Origin of the sequence: Streptomyces atroolivaceus (assembly GCF_000717025.1) — a bacterium.
Classification (GTDB): domain Bacteria; phylum Actinomycetota; class Actinomycetes; order Streptomycetales; family Streptomycetaceae; genus Streptomyces; species Streptomyces atroolivaceus.
Genome location: NZ_JNXG01000009.1, coordinates 165,889 through 188,387 on the forward strand (window position 1 = coordinate 165,889; position 22,499 = coordinate 188,387).

21 protein-coding genes and 1 riboswitch are annotated in these 22,499 nt (G+C 71.1%); of the genes, 19 read left to right on the forward strand and 2 right to left on the reverse strand.

Annotated elements, in window-relative coordinates; all coding sequences use genetic code 11:
* Positions 1-260 precede the first annotated feature (260 nt).
* A riboswitch (cyclic di-AMP (ydaO/yuaA leader) is annotated at positions 261-448 on the forward strand.
* A gap of 2 nt (positions 449-450) precedes the next feature.
* The gene (locus OO67_RS19320; RefSeq protein ID WP_033302008.1) at positions 451-1,317 is read left to right on the forward strand and encodes a transglycosylase SLT domain-containing protein; all 867 of its coding nucleotides are present in this window, start codon (positions 451-453) and stop codon (positions 1,315-1,317) included.
* 226 nt (positions 1,318-1,543) lie between these two features.
* Positions 1,544-2,101, forward strand: a complete 558-nt coding sequence (locus OO67_RS19325; RefSeq protein ID WP_033302009.1) for a hypothetical protein — start codon at positions 1,544-1,546, stop codon at positions 2,099-2,101.
* 68 nt (positions 2,102-2,169) lie between these two features.
* Here the strand turns inward: OO67_RS19325 and OO67_RS19330 are convergent, their stop codons facing one another.
* Entirely contained in the window at positions 2,170-3,063 is an 894-nt protein-coding gene (locus tag OO67_RS19330) for an SIS domain-containing protein (RefSeq protein WP_033302011.1), read from the reverse strand.
* Positions 3,064-3,468: 405 nt separating this feature from the next.
* Between OO67_RS19330 and OO67_RS19335 the strand changes: the two genes are divergently transcribed.
* From OO67_RS19335 to OO67_RS19415, 17 genes are all read left to right on the forward strand, one after another.
* The gene (locus tag OO67_RS19335; protein WP_033302012.1) at positions 3,469-4,461 is read left to right on the forward strand and encodes an MBL fold metallo-hydrolase; all 993 of its coding nucleotides are present in this window, start codon (positions 3,469-3,471) and stop codon (positions 4,459-4,461) included.
* 84 nt (positions 4,462-4,545) lie between these two features.
* A complete protein-coding gene (locus OO67_RS19340) occupies positions 4,546-6,072 on the forward strand; it encodes an ATP-binding protein (RefSeq protein WP_033302015.1) in 1,527 nt (508 codons plus the stop codon).
* The gene (locus OO67_RS19345; RefSeq protein WP_033302017.1) at positions 6,069-6,491 is read left to right on the forward strand and encodes a roadblock/LC7 domain-containing protein; all 423 of its coding nucleotides are present in this window, start codon (positions 6,069-6,071) and stop codon (positions 6,489-6,491) included. Before OO67_RS19340 ends, OO67_RS19345 begins: the two co-directional genes overlap by 4 nt.
* Entirely contained in the window at positions 6,488-6,841 is a 354-nt protein-coding gene (locus OO67_RS19350; protein WP_033302018.1) for a DUF742 domain-containing protein, read from the forward strand. The genes OO67_RS19345 and OO67_RS19350 overlap by 4 nt, the downstream gene beginning before the upstream one ends.
* Positions 6,819-7,433: a GTP-binding protein gene (locus tag OO67_RS19355; protein ID WP_033302021.1), complete on the forward strand. Its 615-nt coding sequence runs from the start codon at positions 6,819-6,821 to the stop codon at positions 7,431-7,433. Before OO67_RS19350 ends, OO67_RS19355 begins: the two co-directional genes overlap by 23 nt.
* The gene (locus OO67_RS19360; RefSeq protein ID WP_051709562.1) at positions 7,430-8,737 is read left to right on the forward strand and encodes a cytochrome P450 family protein; all 1,308 of its coding nucleotides are present in this window, start codon (positions 7,430-7,432) and stop codon (positions 8,735-8,737) included. Before OO67_RS19355 ends, OO67_RS19360 begins: the two co-directional genes overlap by 4 nt.
* 75 nt (positions 8,738-8,812) lie before the next feature.
* Positions 8,813-9,220: a cell division protein SepF gene (locus tag OO67_RS19365; protein ID WP_033302024.1), complete on the forward strand. Its 408-nt coding sequence runs from the start codon at positions 8,813-8,815 to the stop codon at positions 9,218-9,220.
* A gap of 55 nt (positions 9,221-9,275) precedes the next feature.
* The gene (locus tag OO67_RS19370; protein WP_051709564.1) at positions 9,276-10,457 is read left to right on the forward strand and encodes an AAA family ATPase; all 1,182 of its coding nucleotides are present in this window, start codon (positions 9,276-9,278) and stop codon (positions 10,455-10,457) included.
* Positions 10,454-10,813 (forward strand): nucleotide pyrophosphohydrolase, encoded by a 360-nt coding sequence (locus OO67_RS19375; protein ID WP_033302025.1) that lies wholly within the window; start codon positions 10,454-10,456, stop codon positions 10,811-10,813. Before OO67_RS19370 ends, OO67_RS19375 begins: the two co-directional genes overlap by 4 nt.
* Positions 10,814-10,948: 135 nt before the next feature.
* Positions 10,949-11,479: a DUF6099 family protein gene (locus OO67_RS19380; protein ID WP_033302026.1), complete on the forward strand. Its 531-nt coding sequence runs from the start codon at positions 10,949-10,951 to the stop codon at positions 11,477-11,479.
* A 90-nt stretch (positions 11,480-11,569) separates the two neighbouring features.
* Complete coding sequence (locus OO67_RS19385; protein ID WP_033302027.1) at positions 11,570-12,493, forward strand: LLM class F420-dependent oxidoreductase; 924 nt, start codon at positions 11,570-11,572, stop codon at positions 12,491-12,493.
* Between the two features lie 213 nt (positions 12,494-12,706).
* A complete protein-coding gene (gene mmuM / locus OO67_RS19390) occupies positions 12,707-13,642 on the forward strand; it encodes a homocysteine S-methyltransferase (protein WP_033302028.1) in 936 nt (311 codons plus the stop codon).
* Positions 13,643-13,685: 43 nt separating this feature from the next.
* Complete coding sequence (locus tag OO67_RS19395; RefSeq protein ID WP_033302030.1) at positions 13,686-15,161, forward strand: 3' terminal RNA ribose 2'-O-methyltransferase Hen1; 1,476 nt, start codon at positions 13,686-13,688, stop codon at positions 15,159-15,161.
* Positions 15,158-17,728 (forward strand): polynucleotide kinase-phosphatase, encoded by a 2,571-nt coding sequence (locus OO67_RS19400; RefSeq protein WP_033302032.1) that lies wholly within the window; start codon positions 15,158-15,160, stop codon positions 17,726-17,728. The genes OO67_RS19395 and OO67_RS19400 overlap by 4 nt, the downstream gene beginning before the upstream one ends.
* 67 nt (positions 17,729-17,795) lie before the next feature.
* The gene (locus OO67_RS19405; RefSeq protein WP_033302034.1) at positions 17,796-19,028 is read left to right on the forward strand and encodes an arginine deiminase; all 1,233 of its coding nucleotides are present in this window, start codon (positions 17,796-17,798) and stop codon (positions 19,026-19,028) included.
* A gap of 162 nt (positions 19,029-19,190) precedes the next feature.
* A complete protein-coding gene (gene argF, locus OO67_RS19410) occupies positions 19,191-20,207 on the forward strand; it encodes an ornithine carbamoyltransferase (protein WP_033302036.1) in 1,017 nt (338 codons plus the stop codon).
* A gap of 266 nt (positions 20,208-20,473) precedes the next feature.
* Positions 20,474-21,952 carry an amino acid permease gene (locus OO67_RS19415; protein WP_033302038.1) on the forward strand — a complete coding sequence of 493 codons (1,479 nt, stop codon included), beginning with the start codon at positions 20,474-20,476 and terminating at the stop codon, positions 21,950-21,952.
* Here OO67_RS19415 and OO67_RS19420 read toward each other — a convergent pair.
* Positions 21,900-22,358: an ATP-binding protein gene (locus tag OO67_RS19420; RefSeq protein ID WP_033302041.1), complete on the reverse strand. Its 459-nt coding sequence runs from the start codon at positions 22,356-22,358 to the stop codon at positions 21,900-21,902. The two genes, OO67_RS19415 and OO67_RS19420, sit on opposite strands and share 53 nt — an antisense overlap.
* Positions 22,359-22,499: the final 141 nt, after the last annotated feature.

The window sequence follows — 22,499 nt, forward strand, 5'->3', positions numbered from 1 at the left end:
AATCCATAAAAGGCCATTTCGTGCGACCTGGGCCACTTCACTAAGGGGCAAATCACTCGAATCGGACTCCGTGACCAGGGTCACGCTCCGGGCCCCGGACGCAGGAGTGCGGCAGTCGGTTCCCTTGTGCGCCATGAGGAAAGGCGGATGCGGTGTGGGGTGGATTACAAGAATTCCCATACATTGATCTTGCCGATGAATTGTGATCATCGCGGCAGGCTTGTTCCTTTCCCTATTTCTCGCTTACGGTCACCATCACTCCGGGCGGAACGCCGAATCCTGCCGCCGCCCGGTGACCCGACTACTTCTCGTACGGCAGGAGCGGGGGACCCAGGTAAGCGCCGATCCGGTTTCCGGAGCGGCTCGGGGTGAAGTCGCATTCGCTTGCGGCCGGGCATCTCCAGCCCGAACCCGACAGCTCACTTCGCAGGCGACGGAGAGGAAATCAGCATGCCCGAAAACGGTAAGTACCGTCGTTCCAAGACCAGTTCGCTGACCCGCGGCATCATCGCCGTGAGCACGGGTGGAGCCGCCCTGGCCCTCCCCGTGATCGGCGCCACCGGCGCCTTCGCGGCCCCCGCCCAGCCGGCTGCCGTCGAAAAGGCGGTGACGTCGACTGCCGCGTCCGCCAAGGGAATTGCCGCGCAGAAGTCCGAGTCCGCGACCTATTCCGTGATCTTCGGTGACACCCTCGCCAAGATCGCACGCGAGCATTCCGTGAGCGGTGGCTGGAAGGCCCTGTACGAGGACAACCAGAAGGTTGTCGGCGGAAACCCCGACCTGATTCACCCCGGTCTCGAGCTGGTTATCGGAGCCAAGGCCGAGAACAAGTCGGCGGACAAGACCGAAAAGGCCGAATCCAAGGCCTCCGCGTCCTCCGACCGTGCCGAGCAGGGCGCTGACCGCGCCGACCGTTCGGAGCGCGCGAGCACCTCCGTCGCCGCGGAGGGCGCGCCTGCCGCCGAGGCCGCTCCCGCCGCCGAGCCGGCCGCCTACACGAACGACCTCGACGGCTGGATCAAGGAGTCGCTGGCCGTCATGGCCGAGCACGGCATCCCCGGCACCTACGAGGGCATCCACCGCAACATCATCCGTGAGTCCGCGGGCGACCCGCAGGCCATCAACAACTGGGACTCGAACGCCGCTGCGGGCATCCCCTCCAAGGGGCTGCTGCAGGTCATCGACCCGACCTTCGAGGCCTACCACGTGCCCGGAACGTCGACTGACAGCTACGACCCGGTCGCCAACATCACGGCCGCGTGCAACTACGCCGCGGACAGGTACGGCTCGATCGACAACGTCTTCGGTGCCTACTGAGTTGTCGCAGAGGCGGGACCGCTGACGCACGGGCGTGTGACAGAGGGACAGAACTGACGGGTGGTGCGGGTTCGGCGGAACCCGCACCACCCGTCGGTCGTGTCCGGCCCCGTCCGTGTCGGGAGGCCGCCGACCGGCGGAGACACGGCGGCCGGCGGCCCGGCGACAGGCCGGGCGGAGCCCGGGTGACTGGTCTCGTACAGGTTCGTCGTTCATACTGCCCGCCGTGGAGCAGCGCATAGATTCGAACAACAAGCCCGAGTTCGCCGCGGGGACAGACCCGGCGTACATCCCCGGCCTGACGGCCCCTGCCCCCGCGCGGGCGGAGGCGGAGGCGGAGGCCGGAGCGCCCGGGAAGGCCCGGGAGGCCGAGGCCGCGGACACGTCCGCCAAGGGGGTGGCCGAGGAGGCCGTGGACGATGCCACGGCCGCCGACGGTGCCGCCCCGGACGGCGAGCCCGCCCCTGACGCCGGTGAGGCCCGCAAGGGCACCGCCGGCGAGGACGGCCCCGTCTTCGAGGTCAGCGACCGGCGCGGATCCATCAGGGCGGACGCCGAGGGCGTCCGCTTCCGGCTCGACGACCAGGAGGCGGAGTTCGACTGGGCCGAGATCGGCGCGGTCGAGGTCAAGACCGGCCGCTTCGGACGCCGGTTCACCGTGACCGTGCACCTGTCGAGCCGCCGGTGGTTCAACGCCGAGGTCGAGGCCGGGTCCCGGAGCGACCTCAAGGTGTGGACGGCGGAACTCGACGAGGCGCTGGACGCCTACTTCGAAGAGGCCTGACCTCCAGGGTCAGGGCCGCGTACCGGGCTGCCCTTCGTCGGCCCGGTACGCGGCATGCCGTGACGGGTTCAGGATCCGGCGGCCGTGCCGAGCACCACCGACCGGGTCAGATGGCGCGGCCGGTCGGGGTCGAGGCCGCGCGCGGCCGCGCGGGCGACCGCCAGCCGCTGGACCCGGACCAGATCGGCCAGTGGGTCGAGGCCGCTCTCCACCCAGCGGGCCCCGGTCGCCAGCACCTGCTCCCGCAGTCCCTCCGGCGCGGCGCCGAACATCCAGGTGGCGGTACCGGCCGTGGCGATGCTGATCGGGCCGTGACGGTATTCCATCGCCGGGTACGACTCCGTCCAGGACAGGGACGCCTCCTTCATCTTCAGCGCGGCCTCGTTGGCGAGGCCGACCGTCCAGCCCCGCCCCAGGAAGCTGAACTGATCGCATTCCAGGAGCCCTTCGGGCAGCGGCTCGGACAGGGCGGTCTCCGCGTCCCGGACGACGTCATCGGTGTGCAGGCCGAGATGGGCCCGGAAAAGGGTCAGGGCCGTGGTCGCGAACCTCGTCTGGACCACGGACCGCTCGTCGGCGAAGTCGAGGACGACCACCTCGTCGGCGGCGGCCATCACCGGGGTCCGCGGGTCGGCGGTCACGGCGACGGTCCGGGTGGTGCCCCGCAGCCGGGACAGCAGGCCGAGCACCTCGGTCGTCGTTCCCGAACGTGTCAGCGTGACGACCCGGTCGTACGCGCGCCCGAAGGGGAACTCCGAAGCGGCGTACGCGTCCGACTCGCCCTGCCCGGACGCCTCACGGAGCGAGGCGTACGCCTGAGCCATGTAGAACGACGTCCCGCAGCCCACGACGGCGATGCGCTCGCCGGCCGCGGGCAGGGCCGCCTTCCGGTCGGCAGCCACCTCCGCGGCGCGGCGCCAGCACTCCGGCTGGCCGGCTGTCTCGGTCTCGACATGCGACATGTCCGCACTCCGCTTCCGCTGCTGCTCGCACCTGATGGGGTGGGGTGAGTGAAATCGACGCCCGCTTGTTCGATTCTGCATATTACATGGGTCATTCGAGCAGAAACAAGCAAAGTGGCCGGGGCTTCATGATGCGTTCAGCGTCGGTTTTCGGCCATGCTCGGTGGGTAGTCGGCCCAATCCGGTTCTGTCGGCCCCGTGTGGGTATCCGCCTCACGGCGTGGGCCGGGTGGCCGATATCTCGTACATCAGGTGGAACGTCCCCTGTGAGGATGATCTGTCTCGACCCCGGACGGTTACCGGCGCGTCGAGGACGGTTCAGGCGACAGGCGATTTCGCGCCACTGGGTCTGCGCAATGGCCGAGTTCGAACGCGCGGCCGGATCGCGGTCGGCATAATCACCCCATGTCGATCACGGGTGGACGCGTCGTGGACCTCGGCAGGGGCCTGCACGCCTGGCTTCCGCCCAAGCGGGGCTGGGGCCTGGCGAACTGCGGACTTCTCGTGTCGCCGCGCGGTGCGCTGTGGATCGACACCCCTTACGACCCGCTGCTGGCCGGTCAGTTCCTGATGGAGAGCCGGAAGCGACTGCCGGACGGCGTGGACATCGGCCGTGTGATCGTCACCCATGCCAACGGGGACCACTTCTGGGGCGCCGGAGTGCTGCCGGACGCCGAGATCATCGCGACCCGGGAGGCCCGGGAGCACATCCACTACGACCCCACCCCTCAGCAGCAGCACGCCCTGGTGGCCGGAAGCGATTCCTCCACACCCCTCGGCGCCTACCTCCGGCGTCACTTCGGAGCCTTCGACTGGTCGGCCACCGAGGCGGTGCGGCCGACGACCTATTTCACGGGAGAACTCGAACTGACCCTGGGGGAGTACGCCGTCCAGGTGTCCTCCCTGCCGCCGGCGCACACGGCGGGGGACCTGATCGTGTATCTGCCCTCGCAGCGCGCGGTGTTCAGCGGAGACGTCATCTTCTCCTCCACCCCGCAGCAGCCCGGGGACCATCCGGTGCACTGGGCGGGCCCCCTGGGCAACGTCATCGACGCCTGCGAACGCGTCCTGGCCACCGGCGCCGAGGTGATCGTGCCCGGCCACGGCCCGGTGCTCGACCCGGCCGGGGTGAGGGAGCACATGGGCTACCTCGCTTACGTACGCGAACGCGCCCACGCCCTCCACGCGGCAGGTGTCCCCACGCTCGAGGCGGCCCGCCGGGTGATCGGCGAGGGCCGCTACCCGGCACTCGGCCTGCCGGAGCGGCTCGTCGTGACCATCGGAAGCGAGTACCGGCACCTGGACGGCTCCGAACTGCCCGGCGTCCTCCAGGTGATGGCCGACGTGGCCGCGGTCGCCCACGAGACCGACGCGGTCCTCAGCGGCGGGCCGGCGTGACGGCCGGCCGGTGCGACTCACTGACGGCCGGCCGCCGCGCGGGCGGCCGCGGGCCGTCCCCGACAACAGAGACGCGGTGACGCCGTGGTGGCATGGATCGTGGCCCTGATCGCCGTCACGGTGGCGGCATGGTCGACCGCACGCATGTACCAGGCCAGGCGGGACGCGTACGGAGCGTCCGCCCGCGCCGAGCTGATCGAGCGTCAGGCCAAGGCGGCGGAGGCCCGCACCACGGCCCTCACCGAGGAGATCCGTCAGCTCGCCCGTAAGCGGATCCCCGCCGCCGCCACCGCACTCTCCCACCGCACCGCACCTGTTCCCGGGCTGCGGGAGGCCGCCGGGATCGAGGGCGACGCGGCACATCTGCTGACCGAAGCCGTACAGGCCGTGCGCACGGCGGTCCTGGAGGAACGTGGACGCGTCGACGCGGCGGCGCGGTCGGCCATGCGCGGCACATCCGCCAAGATCCAGTCACTGCTCAACCAGTCGCAGCACCTGCTGCAGGAGCTCCAGCACGAGTACGACGACCCGCGGATCCTGCAGCTCGACTTCCGCAACGAACTCGCGCTGCGCCGCACCCAGGCCACGGCCGTGCTCTGCGACGCCTGGCCGGGGCTCGCCCGGCAGAACTCCTCGCTCGTCGAAGTGGTGCTCGGTGCCCAGTCCAGGGTCGCGGGGTACGAGCGGATCAAGGTCGCCAACCACCTGCGCCAGGAGCGGCTCGCGCTGGTCGCCCGTGCCGCCGAACCCCTCGCGATCGCGCTCGCGGAGCTGCTGGCCAACGCGACGGCGTACTCGCACCCGGACACCGAGGTGCCGGTGACGGTCCAGCAGAGCGCCGGCCGTGGCGCGCTGATCCTCGTCGACGACGCCGGGATCGGCATGGACGACGACGCGCTGAAGCGGGCCCGGGCACTGCTGGCGGGCCCCTCCGAGGTCCTGCTCACCGAGCTGGGCGACCCGCCGCAGACCGGCTTCGCCGTGGTGGGGCGGCTCATAGCGAGATACGGCTTCAGCTGCCACATCGAGGCGTCGCCGTACGGGGGGATGCGCACGATGCTGCGTATCCCTGCCCACCTGCTGACCGTGATGGACGACGACCGCACCCTGTCCGTGCTCGCGCCGAAGCCGGTGCAGGCGCGGGGGGCCGGGGCAGCTGCCGGCCCCGCGCCCGGTGCGCCCGCCGCGCCGCTCGCGTCTCCTGCGCCCGCCGCGCCACCGCTCGGAACCGCCCTGCCCACACCGTCCGAGCCCGCCGGACCGGCCGGATCCGCCGCGTTCGTGCCCGCCGGACCCGTACCGGAACCCGGACCCGTACCGGAACCCGGACCCGTACCGGAACCCGGACCCGGGCCCGCCTCCGCCGCCGAGGAAGCACCGCCTGCGGCAGGACTGCCCACCCGGCGTCGTCGATCACCTCGCACGGCTTCCCCGGAGGCGTCGACGGCTCGGCAGCAGGCCCCGGAGGAGCCACCCCTGCTCCGGACGCCCGAGCAGGCCGGAGCGGCCTGGGCCGCCCTCCAGGAGGGCACCCTCAGCGGCAGGAGGGCGCCCGAGCGGTCTGCACCCCCAGCATCCCCATCGGACGACCAAGGAGACGACGAGACGTGAGCGCCACCCCCACCGCCGGTGATCTCGCCTGGGTGCTGACCCCGCTGCTGGAGCTGCCCGGAGTGCAACACGCCGTGGTCGCCACGGGCGACGGGCTCGTCGAGGGCGCGTCGCCCGGCCTGGACCGTGCGTCCGCCGAGCGCGTCGCCGCGATGACGGCCACCCTGCACGCGGCGGCCCGGGCTTTCACCACCGCCTTCACCGAGGCCGAGTCGCCGCGGCTGGCCCAGACGGTCGTGGAGTCCGATCTGGGATTCGCCGTAGTCGTACCGGCCGGCAGGAACACCACTCTGGCCCTGTTCGCGGCCCCCGACGCACACCTGGGGAACATCGCGTACCAGATGCAGGTGCAGGTCACCGCGCTGACCCGGGCCATGCACGCCCCCGCCCGCCAACCGGACGCTGCCGCCCGGCCATGACCCCCGGCCCAGGGCGCCGCCTGATTCCCGCCTACCTGGTCACCGGTGGCCGCTCCACGCCCACCGGCCCCGCGCTCGACCGGCTGGCCGTGCTCGTCCGTACCGACGCGGCCCTGCCGCGGGGCACGGGTTCGGAGCAGCGCAGACTGTGTGAACTCCTGGAACCGGGAGCCCTCACCGTCGTCGAATGCGCCGCCCATCTGGACCTGCCGGTCAGCGCCACGGTCTTCCTGGCCACGGACCTCGTGGCCGCAGGACATCTGCACGCTCGACCACCGATCCCCAGCGCCGGTGAGCTCGACCGGTCGCTCGTCGAGAGGCTGCTCGTTGGACTCCGCTCCCTCCACTGACCGGGGCGGCATCGGCTATCTGCCGAGTGCCGCCGAGACCCTGATGAAACTCGTCGTCACGGGTCCCTTCGGCGTGGGCAAGACGACCCTGATCCGTACGCTGTCGGAGATCCCGACCCTGCACACGGAAGAGGCGATGACGCAGTCCGGCGCGGGACTCGACGACACCGCCGGACTTCCGGACAAGACCACGACCACGGTCGCCGTCGACTTCGGACGGCTGACCGTCCAGGACGACCTGGTGCTCTACATGTTCGGCACCCCCGGCCAGGAGCGCTTCCTCCCCCTGTGGGAGGACATCGCCCGGGGCGCACTCGGAGCCCTCGTCATGGTCGACACCCGGCGGCTCGAGGCCTCCTTCGCAGTCATGGACATGGTGGAGGAGCAGGGACTCCCGTACGCCGTCGCGGTGAACCGTTTCCCCGACGCCCCCGCCCATGCGGACGAGGTCCTGCGCAAGCACCTCGACCTCGACCCGCGCACCCCGCTGGTGCAGTGCGACGCCCGCGAAAGGCGGGGCAGCATCGATGCCCTGATCGCCCTCGCCGAACACGCCCTGACCCGTCTGCCCGCGTCCCAGGAATCGTCATGACCCCTCCCGCGACCGGCACCTCGGCCGGCACCGCTCCCTCGCCCCTCGAACCGCTCGCGCTGTACGGCGCGGGCTTCGCCGCCGATCCGCACGGCCACTACCGGAGGCTGCGCGCCCAGGGGCCGCTGGCCAGGGTGCGTATCGCCCCGGACGTCGAGGCGCTGCTGGTCACCGACTACCACGCGGCCCTCGACCTGTTGCGGGACACCGAGACCTTCACCAAGGACCCGCGTGCCTGGCAGGCGGGTGTGCCGGCCGACTCGCCGGTCCTGCCCGTGCTCGGACACCGGCCCACCGCACTCTTCACCGACGGCGCCGTGCACGCCCGCTACCGCGACGCGATCAACGACACCCTCGCCCTGATCGAACCCCACCTGCTGCGTGCGGAGGTCGCCCGGGTCGCGCAGCGGCTCATCGCCGCGTTCTCGGCCACCGGCACCGGTGACCTCATCGCCCAGTACGCCCGCAGGCTCCCCCTGCACGTCTTCACCGCGTCCTTCGGAGTGGCCCCGGAGGACACCGAGCGCGTGGTCCGCGGGACGGCCGGGATGATGGACTCGGCGGAGGACGCGACAGCGGCCTACGACGACCTCGTCGGCGTCGTCTCCACGCTGGTCGCCGAACGGCGGCGCAGACCGGGCCGTGACCTCACCACGTACCTGCTCGCCCATCCGGCGGGTCTCGACGACGACGAGGCCGTGCGCCAGATCACGCTCATCATGAGCGCGGGCCACGACCCCACGACCAATCTGATCGGCAACGCGCTGCTGCGGATGCTCAGCGACACCCGGTACGGGGGCTCCCTGCACGGCGGTGCCATGACCGCGCGTGAGGCCGTCGACGACGTGCTCTGGCGGGACCCGCCGCTGGCGAACATGGGGGCGCACTTCCCACGCCACGACACCGAGTTCCACGGGGTCCCGCTGCGTTCCGGGCAGCTGGTGCTGGTCTCCTTCGCCGCCGCCAACACGCAGTCACCGCCCTCCGTCCCGGATCCCGCGGTGCGATCCGGCGACGGGGCGCACCTGGCGTGGTCGACCGGGCCGCACCGCTGCCCGGCCAGACAGCCCGCTCTGCTGATGGCGACGACCGCGATCGAACAGCTCACCAGTCAGCTCTGCGACCTGGAACTGGCGGTCGAACCGGGTGCGCTGGTCTGGAGGCCGGGCCCCTTCCACCGCGCCCCGGCCCACATCCCGGTCCGTTTCACACCGCTCGACACCCTCCACGAAACGGACGGCGCGGGCGCACCGGAGGTCGCCGATCATGTTCCGGCCCGTGTCGGTGGTACGCCGAACGGGTGAGGGGCGAGAGAATTGCCCGATGAACAGCGAGCGCAGCCGGCGCACAGCCAACCGGCATATGGACGGGGTGGTTCTGTGAGCAGGTACGACAGGTACGACAGGTACGACGCCACCGACGAACAGTGGGAAGGGCTCGCCCAGGTCGTACCCCTGAGGGGCCGTAACGAATGGCCCTCCCGGATCGACCACAGTACGGTCCCCGACCAGCACGAGTCGGCGGAGCAGCGGCGCCTGGTCGTTCTGAGGGTCCAGGTGTTCGCGGACGCGCGCGAGGTGGCGGAGTACCTGGTGGCGCAGATTCCCGTGCTGCTGGACCTCACCGGAGCCGAGAACGACGTGGCCAAGCGGATCCTGGACTTCAGCAGCGGGGTGGTCTTCGGACTCGGCAGCGGGATGCACAGGGTGGACCGCAACGTCTTCCTGCTCGCACCGGTCGGCATGGAGGTCGAGGGAGTCACCGCGGCGGGCGTACCTCAATCGTAGGAAGGTCGCGCGGGCGGAACGGTTCGCCGGTCACCGACGTGCGTACGGTCCGCTCATGACTGTGATCTCCTCGATCTCCTCGGGGCGGACGGCTCCGCCGCCGGCCGGCGCGGCCCGCCCCGCCCGCCCTTTCGTCGGTGAACTCCGGCTCGACGCCTTCGCCTCGCACCGCCGGACCGTCATCCCGCTCGGGCCGCTCACGCTGCTCACCGGAGGCAGCGGCAGCGGGAAGTCGACCGCCCTCCGCGGGTACGAGGCGCTCGCGCGGCTGGCCGCCGGTGACACCCTCGAGGACGTCTTCCCCGACCCGGGGGCCTGGGTTCCCGAAGGCGTCGGCGCCGACGCGCAGGGGCGGCGGGGGTTCAGGCTCGGCTGCACGGTGGAGGGCCCGGCCGGCCCGGTGAGACTGGATCTCGCCGTGCAGGCCGAGCCCTCTCTCCGCATCGTCGGCGAGCGGCTGACGGACCTCGGCGAGACCCTGCTGAGCACAGCGCTGCGGGACCCCCGGCGCTCCTCCGTCCAGGCCGCCTGGCACACCGCCGGGGTGGTCCCGGTGACCCGTGCGCCCTTCCCCGACGACCGTCTCGGCACGGCGCTCCTGCCGTTGCGGGTCGCGGGGACGACGGACGGTCAGCTCAGGGTGCTGGCCGCCGCCGAACAGGTGGTGGTGGCACTGCGCTCCGCCTTCGTCTGTGATCCTCAGCCCCGGCGGATGCGTGCGGCCGTCCCGGTGGGGGAGGGGCGGCTGACCTCGTGCTGTGACAACCTCGCCGAGGTCCTGTACCGCACGCACAGCCAGTGCGCCCAGCGGCACGCCAGGCTGGTCGCCAGCGCGGACACCGGGTGTGCGGGACCGGTGACGGGACTGACCGTCGAGCGCCTGGAGGACGGGACCGTCCAGGCCCTCGCGGGCCGGGGCGCGGGCCGCAGCACACCCATCGGACGCCTCGGGGACGGCGAACTCCGTTACCTCGCCCATGCGCTCGTCCTGCTGACCGGACCCCACGTCCTGGTGGTGGACCCGGCGGCGGAGGTGCCGTCCGCCATGCAGGCGCTCACAGTCCTGGCCGACGGGCTCGACCGGGACCTGGACGTCCGGCAGGCCGGGGAGTTGCTCGCGCTGGCGGCCGCGATCTGCGCGGACGGGCACATGCGCCTGCTGGGGACGGTCGGTGAGGCGGCCGCGGCAGCCGCCCGGGGGACGGCCGGTACGACGGTGGTAGACCTGGCACCGTGACCGAACCGGATGTAGCGCAACTGCAGCGGCGACTGGCCGAATTCGCGGCTTCCCGTGCCTGGGAGCCGTACCACACCCCCAAGAACCTCTGCGCCGCACTGAGCGTGGAGGCGTCCGAACTCCTCGAGATCTTCCAGTGGCTGACGCCGGAACAGTCGGCGAGGGTCATGGAGGACCCCGAGACGGCGTTCCGCGTCACGGACGAGGTCGCGGACGTCCTCGCCTACCTGCTGCAGTTCTGCGAGGTTCTGGGCATCGACGTGCTGGCGGCGCTGGCGGCCAAGATCGACCGGAATGAGCAGCGCTTCCCCGCGCCGGACCGTGGCGAGCCGACAGGTCGTCACTCTTCGGAGTGATCGACTTGTGCACAATCGATTTCCTGTCCACAGATTTCCGATTTCCTCTGGCTTTCGTGTGCCGCACACCTCACTGTGGGTAATGAAGAGGTGAGCGGGTTCTTTCACGGGTGGTCTCGGCGACGGGGGAATCGCATGGAAGCGGAGCGACTGATCGCGGCGGGCAGGAGCGCGCTGGCGGGGAGCCGGGGAGTGCCGGCCGTCATGGCGGAGGCATGGCAGGCCCAGGCACTCGCCCGCGCGGTCGGGGGGCAGCTGGCGAGTCGAGGGCCCGTGGAGTTACGGACGGAGGCGCGTGCCCTCAGCGAGACCTGCGCGCTGGGCAACGCCGTGCTCGACCACCCGATGGTCCCGGCCGGAGGGGTGCGGGCGTCGCAGCTCACCGAGGTGGCGCACGTACCCCAAGCCTTGGCGGCTCTCGTGCTGCTGCTCGGCGAGGCGGGCATCGCGCTGGTGGGCGTGGCCTGCGGTACGGAGGAGGAGGGGCTCTACTGGCAGTGCATCGAGGCGATAGACGCCGTCGACGAGTCGGTCGACCGGGTCCACGGCATGCTGAGACGGCTTGCCGAGCATGAGCGGGAGCACGAGCAGGAGCCGGACCAGGAGAACGACGGCCCGTTCGGAGGGATCCGCGGGCCGGCGGGTTTCGTCGCCGGGCAGTCGTGAGCCGGGTGGAGGGGAGCGCCCACCACCCACCTCGGGGGAGGAGGGCAGGGGAGGACAGGGCGCGGGCTCTCCAAGGTGCAGGATGGAGGCATGGATCTTCGAATCTTCACCGAGCCCCAGCAAGGGGCGAGCTACGACACCCTGCTGACCGTCGCCAAGGCCACCGAGGACCTCGGCTTCGACGCCTTCTACCGGTCCGACCACTACCTGCGCATGGGTTCGGGAGACGGCTTGCCCGGCCCGACCGACGCCTGGATCACCCTGGCCGGTCTGGCCCGTGAGACCAAGCGGATCCGCCTCGGCACCCTGATGACGGCGGGCACCTTCCGGCTGCCCGGCGTGCTGGCCATCCAGGTCGCCCAGGTCGACCAGATGTCCGGTGGCCGGGTCGAGCTGGGCCTGGGTGCCGGCTGGTTCGAGGAGGAGCACAAGGCGTACGGCATCCCCTTCCCGAAGGAGAAGTTCGGCCGGCTGGAGGAGCAGCTGGCCATCATCACGGGACTGTGGGAGACCGAGACCGGCAAGACGTTCAGCTACGACGGGACGTACTACCAGCTCACCGACTCGCCGGCGCTCCCGAAGCCCGCCCAGGACAAGGTCCCGGTCCTGATCGGCGGTCACGGCGCGGTCCGTACGCCGAGGCTGGCCGCGCGGTACGCCGACGAGTTCAACATCCCCTTCGCGTCGATCGAGGACAGCGAGAAGCAGTTCGGCCGGGTCAGGGACGCGGCCGTGGCGGTCGGCCGGGCCCCCGACGACCTGGTGTATTCGAACGCTCTGGTGGTGTGTGTCGGGAAGAACGACGCGGAGGTGGCGCGGCGCGCGTCCGCCATCGGGCGCGAGGTCGAGGAGATCAAGGCGAACGGGCTGGCGGGCTCACCCGACGAGGTGGTCGACAAGATCGGCCGGTACGCCGCCATCGGCTCGTCCCGGATCTACCTCCAGGTCCTGGACCTGCACGACCTGGATCACCTGGACCTGATCTCGTCGCAGGTCCAGTCGCAGCTGGGCTGACGGGGCCGCCCGGCCGAACGGCCGCGCCCGCCGACCTCCCCACCGGACGGGGGAACAGCCGGCAGGACGGGATAAACGGCCCGTCCCGTCGGCAGGACGGCACCGCCCGTCCGGCCCGGTGGCGGAACGGTCCGCGTGACCGAGAGGAACCAGCTCACGGATCGGACCGCGGCCGCGGGACCGACCGCAGCCTGCCGACAGCAAGGAGCAGATGTGCACACCGCCCGGACACCGGATGTCCCGCCCGGCCGTACGCTCGGCGAGGCGCTCGCCGAGGGGACCGTTCTGCTGGACGGGGGCCTCTCCAACCAGTTGGAGGCGCAGGGCTGCGACCTGTCCGACGCCCTGTGGTCGGCCCGGCTGCTGAGTGATGCGCCCCAGCAGATCGAGGCCGCCCACGCGGCCTACGCGCGGGCAGGTGCGCAGGTGCTCATCACCGCCAGCTATCAGGCGACCTTCGAAGGGTTCGCGCGGCGCGGGACCGGACGGGCGCGGGCAGCGGAGCTGTTGGCCGACAGCGTGAAGTCGGCACGCCGTGCGGGCGCGGTGACGGGGAGGGAACTCTGGGTCGCCGCCTCGGTCGGACCGTACGGCGCGATGCTCGCGGACGGCAGCGAGTACCGGGGGCGGTACGGACTGACCGTCCGGGAGCTGGCGCGTTTCCACCGGCCAAGGGTGGAGACGCTGGCCGAGGCGGCACCCGATGTGCTGGCGCTGGAGACGGTGCCGGACATCGACGAGGCCGAGGCCCTGCTGCGGGTGGTCCAGGAGTTCGAGGTGCCGGTCTGGCTCTCCTACAGCGTGGCGGGCGACCGGACCAGGGCGGGGCAGCCTCTGGCAGAGGCCTTCGGGCTCGTCGCCGGCATCGACCAGGTGGTGGCCGTCGGGGTCAACTGCTGCGACCCCGACGACGCCGACCGCGCGGTGGAGGTGGCGTCCGCGGCCACCGGCAAGCCCGTCGTCGTGTACCCGAACAGTGGGGAGGAGTGGGACGCCGACGGCCGGGAGTGGACCGGGAGAGACACCTTCGAACCGGACAGGGTGCGGGACTGGCAACGGGCGGGGGCGCGGCTGGTCGGCGGCTGCTGCCGGGTGGGCCCGTCCGAGATCGCGGCGCTGGCTGAGCGGCTGAAGTCGCCAGGAGCCTGAAAATGCCTGGTGGGAGACAGGACACCGGATCATACTCGGACACGTGTTCCTGACTATCAGCACCACCGGCACCCCTGAGCGTCCCGCCACCGATCTCGGCTTTCTGCTGCACAAGCATCCCGACAAGGCGCAGACGTTCTCGACCTCGCACGGCACCGCCCACGTCTTCTACCCCGAGGCGTCGGCGGAGCGCTGTACGGCCGCGCTGCTGCTGGAGGTGGATCCGGTGGCTCTGGTGAGGCGCGGCAAGGGCAAGGGCCGGGGCGGAGCACCCGACGCGGCCCTCGCTCAGTACGTCAACGACCGTCCGTACGCGGCGTCGTCCCTGTTGTCGGTCGCGATGACGACGGTGTTCAAGTCCGCGCTGAACGGGGCGTGCCGGGCGATGCCCGACCGGGCCCTGGAGCCGCTGCCGCTGCGGATCGAGGTTCCCGCGCTGCCCGCACGCGGTGGGGCGGAGCTGGTGCACAAGCTCTTCGCGCCGCTCGGCTGGACACGCGTGGACGCCGTGGCCGTCCCGCTGGACGAGCGGTTCCCGGAGTGGGGTGACTCGCGCTACGTGGGGCTGGTGCTGGAGGGGGAGTTGCGGCTCGCGGACGCCTTGCGCCAGTTGTACGTGCTGCTGCCGGTGCTCGACGACGCCAAGCACTACTGGGTCGCACCCGACGAGGTGGACAAGCTCCTCCGGGCCGGCGAGGGCTGGCTGGCGGGTCACCCCGAGCAGACTCTGATCACCAGCCGTTATCTCTCCCGTCGCCGGGGGCTGACGCGGCAGGCGACGGAGCGGCTGGAGCTGGTGCGGCTGGCGGAGTCGGACGACCTCGAGGTGGAGAGCGTCGACAACGCGGTGGACGAGAACACCGACACGGAGGAGAGGCCGGTACCGCTCGCCGAGCAGCGCCGCGCGGCGATCCTGGAAGCCCTCCGCGCGGCCGGGGCGAGCCGGGTACTCGATCTGGGCTGCGGCCAGGGCCAGTTGGTGCAGGCGCTGCTCAAGGACGTGCGTTTCACGGAGATCGTCGGGGTCGACGTGTCGATGCGCGCCCTGACCGTCGCCGCACGCCGGCTGAAGCTGGACCGGATGGGCGAGCGGCAGGCCGGGCGAATCACCCTCCGGCAGGGCGCGCTCACCTACACCGACAAGCGGCTGAAGGGCTACGACGCCGCTGTGCTGAGCGAGGTGATCGAGCACCTCGACCTGCCGCGGCTCCCCGCCCTCGAGTACGCGGTGTTCGGATCCGCGCGACCGCGGACCGTGCTGGTGACCACGCCCAACGTCGAGTACAACGTCCGCTGGGAGACACTTCCCGCCGGGCACGTCCGCCACGGCGACCACCGCTTCGAGTGGACCAGGGAGGAATTCCGGGACTGGGCGGGGCAGGTGGCCGGACGCCACGGCTACGCGGTGGAGTTCGCGCCCGTGGGGCCGGAGGACCCCGAGGTGGGGCCTCCCACACAGATGGCCGTGTTCACGATGACCACGGCCCAGGAGACGACGAAGGAGGCGAAGGCCGCATGACCACCACCCCTCGCACGCTGCCGGTGACCGACCTGTCCCTCGTCGTCCTCATCGGCGCCAGCGGATCGGGCAAGTCGACCTTCGCCCGCAAGCACTTCAAGCCGACCGAGATCGTCTCCTCGGACTTCTGCCGAGGTCTCGTCGCCGACGACGAGAACGACCAGAGCGCCAGCCGTGACGCCTTCGACGTGCTGCACTACATCGCGGGCAAGCGTCTCGCCGCAGGCCGGATCACTGTCGTCGACGCCACCAACGTGCAGCCGGAGAGCCGCAGACAGCTCGTGCAGCTGGCCCGGCAGTACGACGTGCTGCCCGTCGCCATCGTCCTGGACATGCCGGAAGAGCTCTGCCAGGCGCGCAACGCCACCCGGCCGGACCGTGCCGGCATGCCCCGCCACGTCGTACAGCGCCACCGCCGTGAACTGCGGCGCTCGTTGCGCGGTCTGGAGCGCGAAGGCTTCCGCAAGGTGCACGTCCTGCGCACCGAGGAGGAGGCCGACGCCGCCGAAGTCGTCCTGGAGCGCCGTTACAACGACCTCCGGCACCTCACCGGCCCGTTCGACATCATCGGTGACATCCACGGCTGCAGCTCCGAGCTGGACACCCTGCTCGGCAAGCTGGGCTACAAGGACGGCACGCACCCCGAGGGCCGTACCGCCGTGTTCGTGGGCGACCTCGTCGACCGCGGCCCCGACAGCCCCGGTGTCCTGCGCCGGGTCATGTCCATGGTGGCCTCGGGCGACGCGCTGTGCGTCCCCGGCAACCACGAGAACAAGCTCGGCCGCTACCTCAAGGGCCGCAAGGTCCAGCACAGCCACGGGCTCGCGGAAACCGTGGAGCAGCTGGAGCGGGAGGACGCCGAGCACCCCGAGTTCCGTGAGCAGGTGGCGGAGTTCATCGACGGACTGGTGAGCCACTACGTCCTCGACGGGGGAAAGCTGGTCGTCTGCCACGCCGGGCTGCCCGAGAAGTACCACGGGCGTACCTCCGGACGGGTCCGTTCGCACGCGCTGTACGGGGACACGACCGGCGAGACCGACGAGTTCGGCCTGCCCGTGCGCTACCCGTGGGCCGAGGACTACCGGGGCAGTGCAGCGGTGGTCTACGGCCACACACCGGTACCCACCGCGTCCTGGGTGAACAACACCCTGTGCCTGGACACCGGGGCGGTCTTCGGAGGGAAGATGACCGCACTGCGCTGGCCGGAGCGCGAGCTCGTCGACGTACCGGCCGAGCGCGTCTGGTACGAGCCGGTCAAGCCGCTGACCACCGAGGCCCCCGGAGGCAGGGAGGGCCGGCCGCTCGACCTCGCCGATGTGCAGGGCCGCCGCATCGTGGAGACCCGGCACATGGGCCGCATCGCGGTGCGCGAGGAGAACGCGGCGGCCGCGCTCGAGGTCATGAGCCGGTTCGCCGTCGACCCCAGGCTGCTGGCCTACCTCCCGCCGACCATGGCGCCGACCGCCACGTCCCGTGAGGAGGGGTTCCTGGAGCATCCGGCCGAGGCCTTCGCGCAGTACCGCGAGGACGGCGTCGCCAAGGTCGTGTGCGAGGAGAAGCACATGGGATCGCGTGCCGTGGCGCTGGTCTGCCGCGACGCCGGCACCGCCCGTGAGCGCTTCGGTGCTGGGGACGCCTCCCACGCCGGTGGTGGGGGAGGCCCCACCGGTGCCCTCTACACCCGCACCGGGCGGCCGTTCCTGGACGACACGGCCCTCACCGAGGTCGTCCTCGGCCGGCTGCGCGCGGCCGTCACCGCCGCCGGGCTCTGGGAGGAGTGGGACACCGACTGGGTGGTGCTCGACGCCGAGTTGATGCCCTGGTCCCTCAAGGCCGCCGGGCTGCTGCGTTCGCAGTACGCGGCGGTGGGCGCGGCCGCCGGTGCGGTCCTGCCCGTGGCCGAGGGCGCTCTGGCAGCGGCGGCCGCCCGTGGTGTCGACGTCGGCGGCCTCGCCGCCCGTCAGCGGGGGCGTGCCCTGGACGCCGCCGCCTTCACGGAGGCGTACCGCCGCTACTGCTGGAGCACCGAAGGGCTGGACGGCGTCCGGCTCGCGCCGTTCCAGATCCTCGCGGTGCAGGGCCGCTCGCTCGCCGCCGTGCCGCACGACGAGCAGCTGGCGTGGCTGGACCGTCTCGTCGAGCACGACCCGAGCGGTCTGCTCCAGGTCACCCGGCGCCTGGTCGTGGACACGGGTGACGAGGCCTCCGTGCGTTCCGGCATCGACTGGTGGCTGGAGATGACCGGACGCGGCGGCGAGGGCATGGTCGTGAAGCCGCTCGGCGCCCTGGAGCGGGACGCCAAGGGCAGGCTCGTCCAGCCGGGCATCAAGGTGCGCGGCCGGGAGTACCTGCGGATCATCTACGGTCCCGAGTACACGCGGCCGGACAATCTGGAGCGGCTGCGTTCCCGGTTCCTCGGCCACAAGCGGTCACTGGCCCTGCGGGAGTACGCCCTCGGTCTCGAGGCGCTCGACCGGCTGGCCGACGGAGAGCCGCTGTGGCGGGTCCACGAGGCGGTCTTCGCCGTCCTGGCCCTGGAGTCGGAGCCCGTCGATCCCCGGCTGTAGGCCGGCCCGCCGGAATCGGGTGGCGGTTCGCAGGGTGAACGGCGCTCCGCGCGGTGAGGATGAGGACATGGGATTCCATGTCGATTCCGAGGCCGGGCGGCTGCGCCGCGTCATCCTGCACCGCCCCGATCTGGAGCTGAAGCGGCTCACACCCAGCAACAAGGACGCGCTCCTGTTCGACGACGTGCTGTGGGTGCGCCGCGCCAGGGAGGAGCACGACGGTTTCGCGGACGTGCTGCGAGACCGGGGTGTGGAGGTGCACCTCTTCGGGGAACTGCTCCGGGAGTCCCTCGACATCCCGGTGGCGAGGCGGCTCGTTCTCGACCGGGTGTTCGAGGAGAAGGAGTACGGCCCCCTCGCCACCGAGCATCTGCGCGCCGCCTTCGAGGAGTTGTCCGCGGCGGAGCTGACCGAGGCGCTCGTCGGCGGGATGACGAAGCGGGAGTTCCTGGAACGGCACGCCGAACCGACCTCCGTCCGTTTCCACGTCATGGATCTGGACGACTTCCTGCTCAGCCCCCTGCCCAACCACATCTTCACCCGCGACACCTCCGCCTGGATCTACGACGGGGTGTCCATCAACGCGATGCGCTGGCCGGCCAGGCAGCGCGAGACCGTGCACTTCGAGGCGATCTACCGGCACCACCCCCTCTTCACCGGCCCCGAGGCGGGTGTCTTCCACCACTGGTCGGAGGGCCAGGACGACTATCCGTCCACCATCGAGGGCGGCGACGTCCTCGTGATCGGCCGGGGGGCCGTTCTGATCGGCATGAGTGAGCGCACCACCCCCCAGGCCGTGGAGATGCTGGCCAGAGGGCTCTTCGACGCGGGGTCGGCCCGGACGATCGTGGCGCTCGACATGCCCAAGCGCCGGGCGTTCATGCACCTCGACACGGTGATGACGATGATCGACGGGGACACGTTCACCAAGTACGCCGGACTCGGAATGCTCCGCTCCTACACGATCGAGCCCGGCATCGGCCCGCGTGAGCTGAAGGTCACCGACCATCCGCCCGAGCACATGCACCGGGCCATCGCCTCCGCGCTCGGCCTGGAGACGATCCGGGTGCTCACCGCCACCCAGGACGTGCACGCCGCCGAGCGGGAGCAGTGGGACGACGGCTGCAACGTGCTGGCCGTGGAGCCCGGGGTCGTCGTCGCGTACGAGCGCAACGCCACCACCAACACCTATCTGCGCAAGGAGGGCATCGAGGTCATCGAGATCCGGGGCAGCGAGCTCGGACGGGGCCGCGGCGGTCCGCGCTGCATGAGCTGCCCCGTGGTACGCGATCCCGTGTGAGGCGGCTCTCACAGGGGGTGCCCGGGCCGCGGACGGGAGGAGGAGACGCGGGGCGGGAGGCACCGGGCGTGCTGAGGACAGACCCCTGTATAGCAATACAGTGCCTCGTATAGACTTCCAGGACGCTTGCCCCGTCCTCCGTCCGACCCAGGAGCAGTCACCATGGCCATAGACCTCACAGGCCGCCATTTCCTCAAGGAGCTGGACTTCACGGCCGAGGAGTTCCGCGGCCTGATCGCCCTGTCCGCCGAGCTCAAGGCCGCCAAGAAGGCGGGCGGGGAGGTGCGGAGGCTGCATGGCAGGAACATCGCGCTGATCTTCGAGAAGACCTCGACGCGTACCCGCTGCGCCTTCGAGGTGGCCGCCGCCGACCAGGGCGCGTCCACGACGTACCTCGACCCCTCCGGCTCCCAGATCGGACACAAGGAGTCGGTCAAGGACACCGCCCGGGTGCTCGGCCGGATGTTCGATGCGATCGAGTACCGCGGTGACAGTCAGCAGGCCGTCGAGGAGCTGGCCGCGTACGGAGGTGTGCCCGTCTACAACGGGCTCACGGATGACTGGCACCCCACCCAGATGCTCGCCGACGTGCTCACGATGACCGAGCACACGGACAAGCCGCTGGAGGAGATCACCTTCGCCTACCTGGGCGACGCCCGCTTCAACATGGGCAACTCCTACCTGATCACCGGAGCCCTGCTCGGCATGGACGTCCGGATCGTCGCTCCCGCCGCCTACTGGCCGGTACAGGAGGTCGTGGACCGAGCTCACGAGCTGGCGGCGTCCAGTGGGGCGCGCATCACCCTCACCGAGGACGTCGGCGAGGGTGTCCGCGGCGCCGACTTCGTCGTCACCGACGTGTGGGTCTCCATGGGTGAGCCCAAGGAGATCTGGGACGAACGCATCTCCGCTCTCGCGCCGTACGCCGTGACCATGGACGTCCTGCGCGCCACGGGCAACGACGACGTGAAGTTCCTCCACTGCCTCCCCGCCTTCCACGACCTCGGCACGAAGGTGGGCAGGGAGATCCACGAGCGGCACGGCCTCTCGGAGCTGGAGGTCACCGACGAGGTCTTCGCATCCCGGCACTCGGTGGTCTTCGACGAGGCCGAGAACCGGATGCACACGATCAAGGCGGTGCTCGTCGCCACGCTGGCGGGCGGCGCGCAGAGCGCATGAACATGCACCCGATTGGGTGAACATGCGTACAAGTGGCTACGATGGTGCCACTTGGTGGGGTTCGGGCTCGCACGTCCGGACCCCTTTTCATGTGCCCGGCCCGGAGCGGTCCGCAGTGGTCCGGAGCGGTCCGCAGTGGCCCGCAGTGGTCCGAAGCGGCCCGGAGCCGTCCGAAGCGGCCCGTCGTGGTCCGGAGCGCATGCCCAGGTGCGAGTCTCCCCACAGGCTCAGTCCTCCGCACCACCAGAGAAGAGACCCCGCCCCCCATGAGTTCCGCCTCCCCCACCTCACCAAGCCCCTCGCGCAGCACCCGGGCGCGCATCAAGAGCCCCGCCCTGCTGCTCGCCGAGTCCGGAGCCGACCTGGAAGGGCACGGTCTGCGGCGCACCATGGGGCTGTTCCAGCTCGTGTGCTTCGGGGTGGGGGCGATCGTCGGCACCGGGATCTTCGTCGGGCTGTCCGACAGCGTTGCCGAGGCGGGTCCCGCCGTGGTGGTCTCGTTCGTGCTCGCGGCCGTCACCTGCATCTTCACCGCCTTCTCCTTCGCCGAGCTGGGAGGGGCCATCCCGGTCTCCGGCAGCTCGTACTCCTTCGCCTACGCCACGCTCGGGGAGCGGGTCGCGTTCCTCGTCGGCTGGTGCCTGCTGCTGGAGTACGGCGTCTCGGTCTCGGCCGTCGCGGTGGGGTGGAGCCAGTACGTCAACGAACTGCTGAACAGCCTCATCGGCTGGGATCTGCCGGCAGCGCTCTCCTCCGGGCCCGGCGACGGCGGCGTGATCAATCTGCCGGCGGTCGTCGTGGTCATGATGGCGGCCACCCTGCTGGTGCGTGGCATCAGGGAGAGTGCGGGAGCCACGGCGGCGATGGCGGTGCTGAAGATCGGCATCCTCATCGCGTTCTGTGCGATCGCCTTCACCGCGTTCGAGGACGGACACCTGTCGCCCTTCGCCCCTCACGGCATGGCGGGTGTCACCGCCGGTGCGTCGGTGGCGTTCTTCTCGTACATCGGTTTCGATGCCATCACCACCGCGGGCGAAGAGGTCAAGAACCCCCGCCGGAACATCCCGATCGCGATCATGATCTGCATCGGCGTGGTCACGCTGCTCTACTGCGCGGTCGCCCTCGGTGCCATCGGGGCGCTGGGCGCGGACGCCGTGGGTGACAAGCCGGCCGCGCTCTCGCTGGTCGTCGACAAGGTCACCGAATCGAGCGTGGGCGGAGGGATCATCGCCTTCGGCGCGGTCGTCGCCATCGCGTCCGTCGTCCTCGCGGTGATGTACGGCCAGACCCGGATCCTGATGTCGATGTCCCGCGACGGGCTGATCCCCCGGGTCTTCGAACGGGTGTCACCCAAGACGCACACGCCGGTCGCCAACACGTGGATCGTGGCCCTCGTCTTCGCCGTCCCGGCCGCGTTCTCGTCCCTCGACGTCGTCGTGAACCTGACGACCATCGGCACGCTCGCCACCATGGCGGTGGTCAACGTCGCCGTCATCGCGCTGCGTCGCCGCAACCCGGAACTGAAGCGTTCCTTCCGGGTGCCGCTCTACCCGGTCAGCCCGGTTCTGGGGGTCGGGTTCTGTCTGTACCTGATGTACGGGACGGGGTGGACGACCTGGGTGCAGTTCTCGGTGTTCCTGGTGGTGGGTGCCCTGGTGTACGCGGGATACAGCCGCAGCCGGTCCCGGCTCGTCAGCCCCGGGGCGCCGCAGGACCGGGCGGCACCGGGCCCGACCGGAGGGTGAACCAGACCGCCTTGCCGTGCTCGGTGGGGCGGTGACCGCAGGCGGAGCTCAGGGCGCGGATCAGGAGCAGCCCCCGGCCGTGTTCCTGCCAGGGGTCCGGCGCACTGCCGGGCAGCAGACGGGAGAGGTCCCCGGGGGGACCCGGGTCGTGGTCGTGGACCTCCACCTGGCAGCCGGTCGCCAGAAGCTCGACCACCAGCTCGATGGGCCCCGAGCCGTCGGTGTGCTCCACCGCGTTGGCGACCAGTTCGGCGGTCAGCAGCTCGGCGGTGTCGCTGTCCGCGGGCGCGTCGAGCTCGGCCAGCGCCGTACGGATGAGGGCGCGGGCGATCGGCACGGCGGCCGTGGAGTGCGGCAGGGCCATGCGCCAGGAGGAGGGCGGGGGCTCGGGGACGTCGGGTGGCAAGGAGGGGGGTTTCCGTTCGGGAGCGGGACTTCCGGCAGGGGACCTTCGTCCCGGGCGGTCGCGTCCGGGGCCGCGCCCTCCGTCGCCGGAGGGAACGGGTTCTGTACCAGGACTTCCTGCGCTCAACCATACGAAGCGCGA

Coding starts and splice junctions, on each gene's coding strand:
- OO67_RS19385 (WP_033302027.1), top strand. CDS start 11,570: ATGGATCTTCGAATCTTCACCGAGCCCCAGCAAGGGGCGAGCTACGAC.
- OO67_RS19380 (WP_033302026.1), top strand. CDS start 10,949: ATGGAAGCGGAGCGACTGATCGCGGCGGGCAGGAGCGCGCTGGCGGGG.
- OO67_RS19350 (WP_033302018.1), top strand. CDS start 6,488: ATGACCCCCGGCCCAGGGCGCCGCCTGATTCCCGCCTACCTGGTCACC.
- OO67_RS19370 (WP_051709564.1), top strand. CDS start 9,276: ATGACTGTGATCTCCTCGATCTCCTCGGGGCGGACGGCTCCGCCGCCG.
- OO67_RS19360 (WP_051709562.1), top strand. CDS start 7,430: ATGACCCCTCCCGCGACCGGCACCTCGGCCGGCACCGCTCCCTCGCCC.
- OO67_RS19415 (WP_033302038.1), top strand. CDS start 20,474: ATGAGTTCCGCCTCCCCCACCTCACCAAGCCCCTCGCGCAGCACCCGG.
- OO67_RS19405 (WP_033302034.1), top strand. CDS start 17,796: ATGGGATTCCATGTCGATTCCGAGGCCGGGCGGCTGCGCCGCGTCATC.
- OO67_RS19335 (WP_033302012.1), top strand. CDS start 3,469: ATGTCGATCACGGGTGGACGCGTCGTGGACCTCGGCAGGGGCCTGCAC.
- OO67_RS19330 (WP_033302011.1), bottom strand. CDS start 3,063: ATGTCGCATGTCGAGACCGAGACAGCCGGCCAGCCGGAGTGCTGGCGC.
- argF (WP_033302036.1), top strand. CDS start 19,191: ATGGCCATAGACCTCACAGGCCGCCATTTCCTCAAGGAGCTGGACTTC.
- OO67_RS19320 (WP_033302008.1), top strand. CDS start 451: ATGCCCGAAAACGGTAAGTACCGTCGTTCCAAGACCAGTTCGCTGACC.
- OO67_RS19400 (WP_033302032.1), top strand. CDS start 15,158: ATGACCACCACCCCTCGCACGCTGCCGGTGACCGACCTGTCCCTCGTC.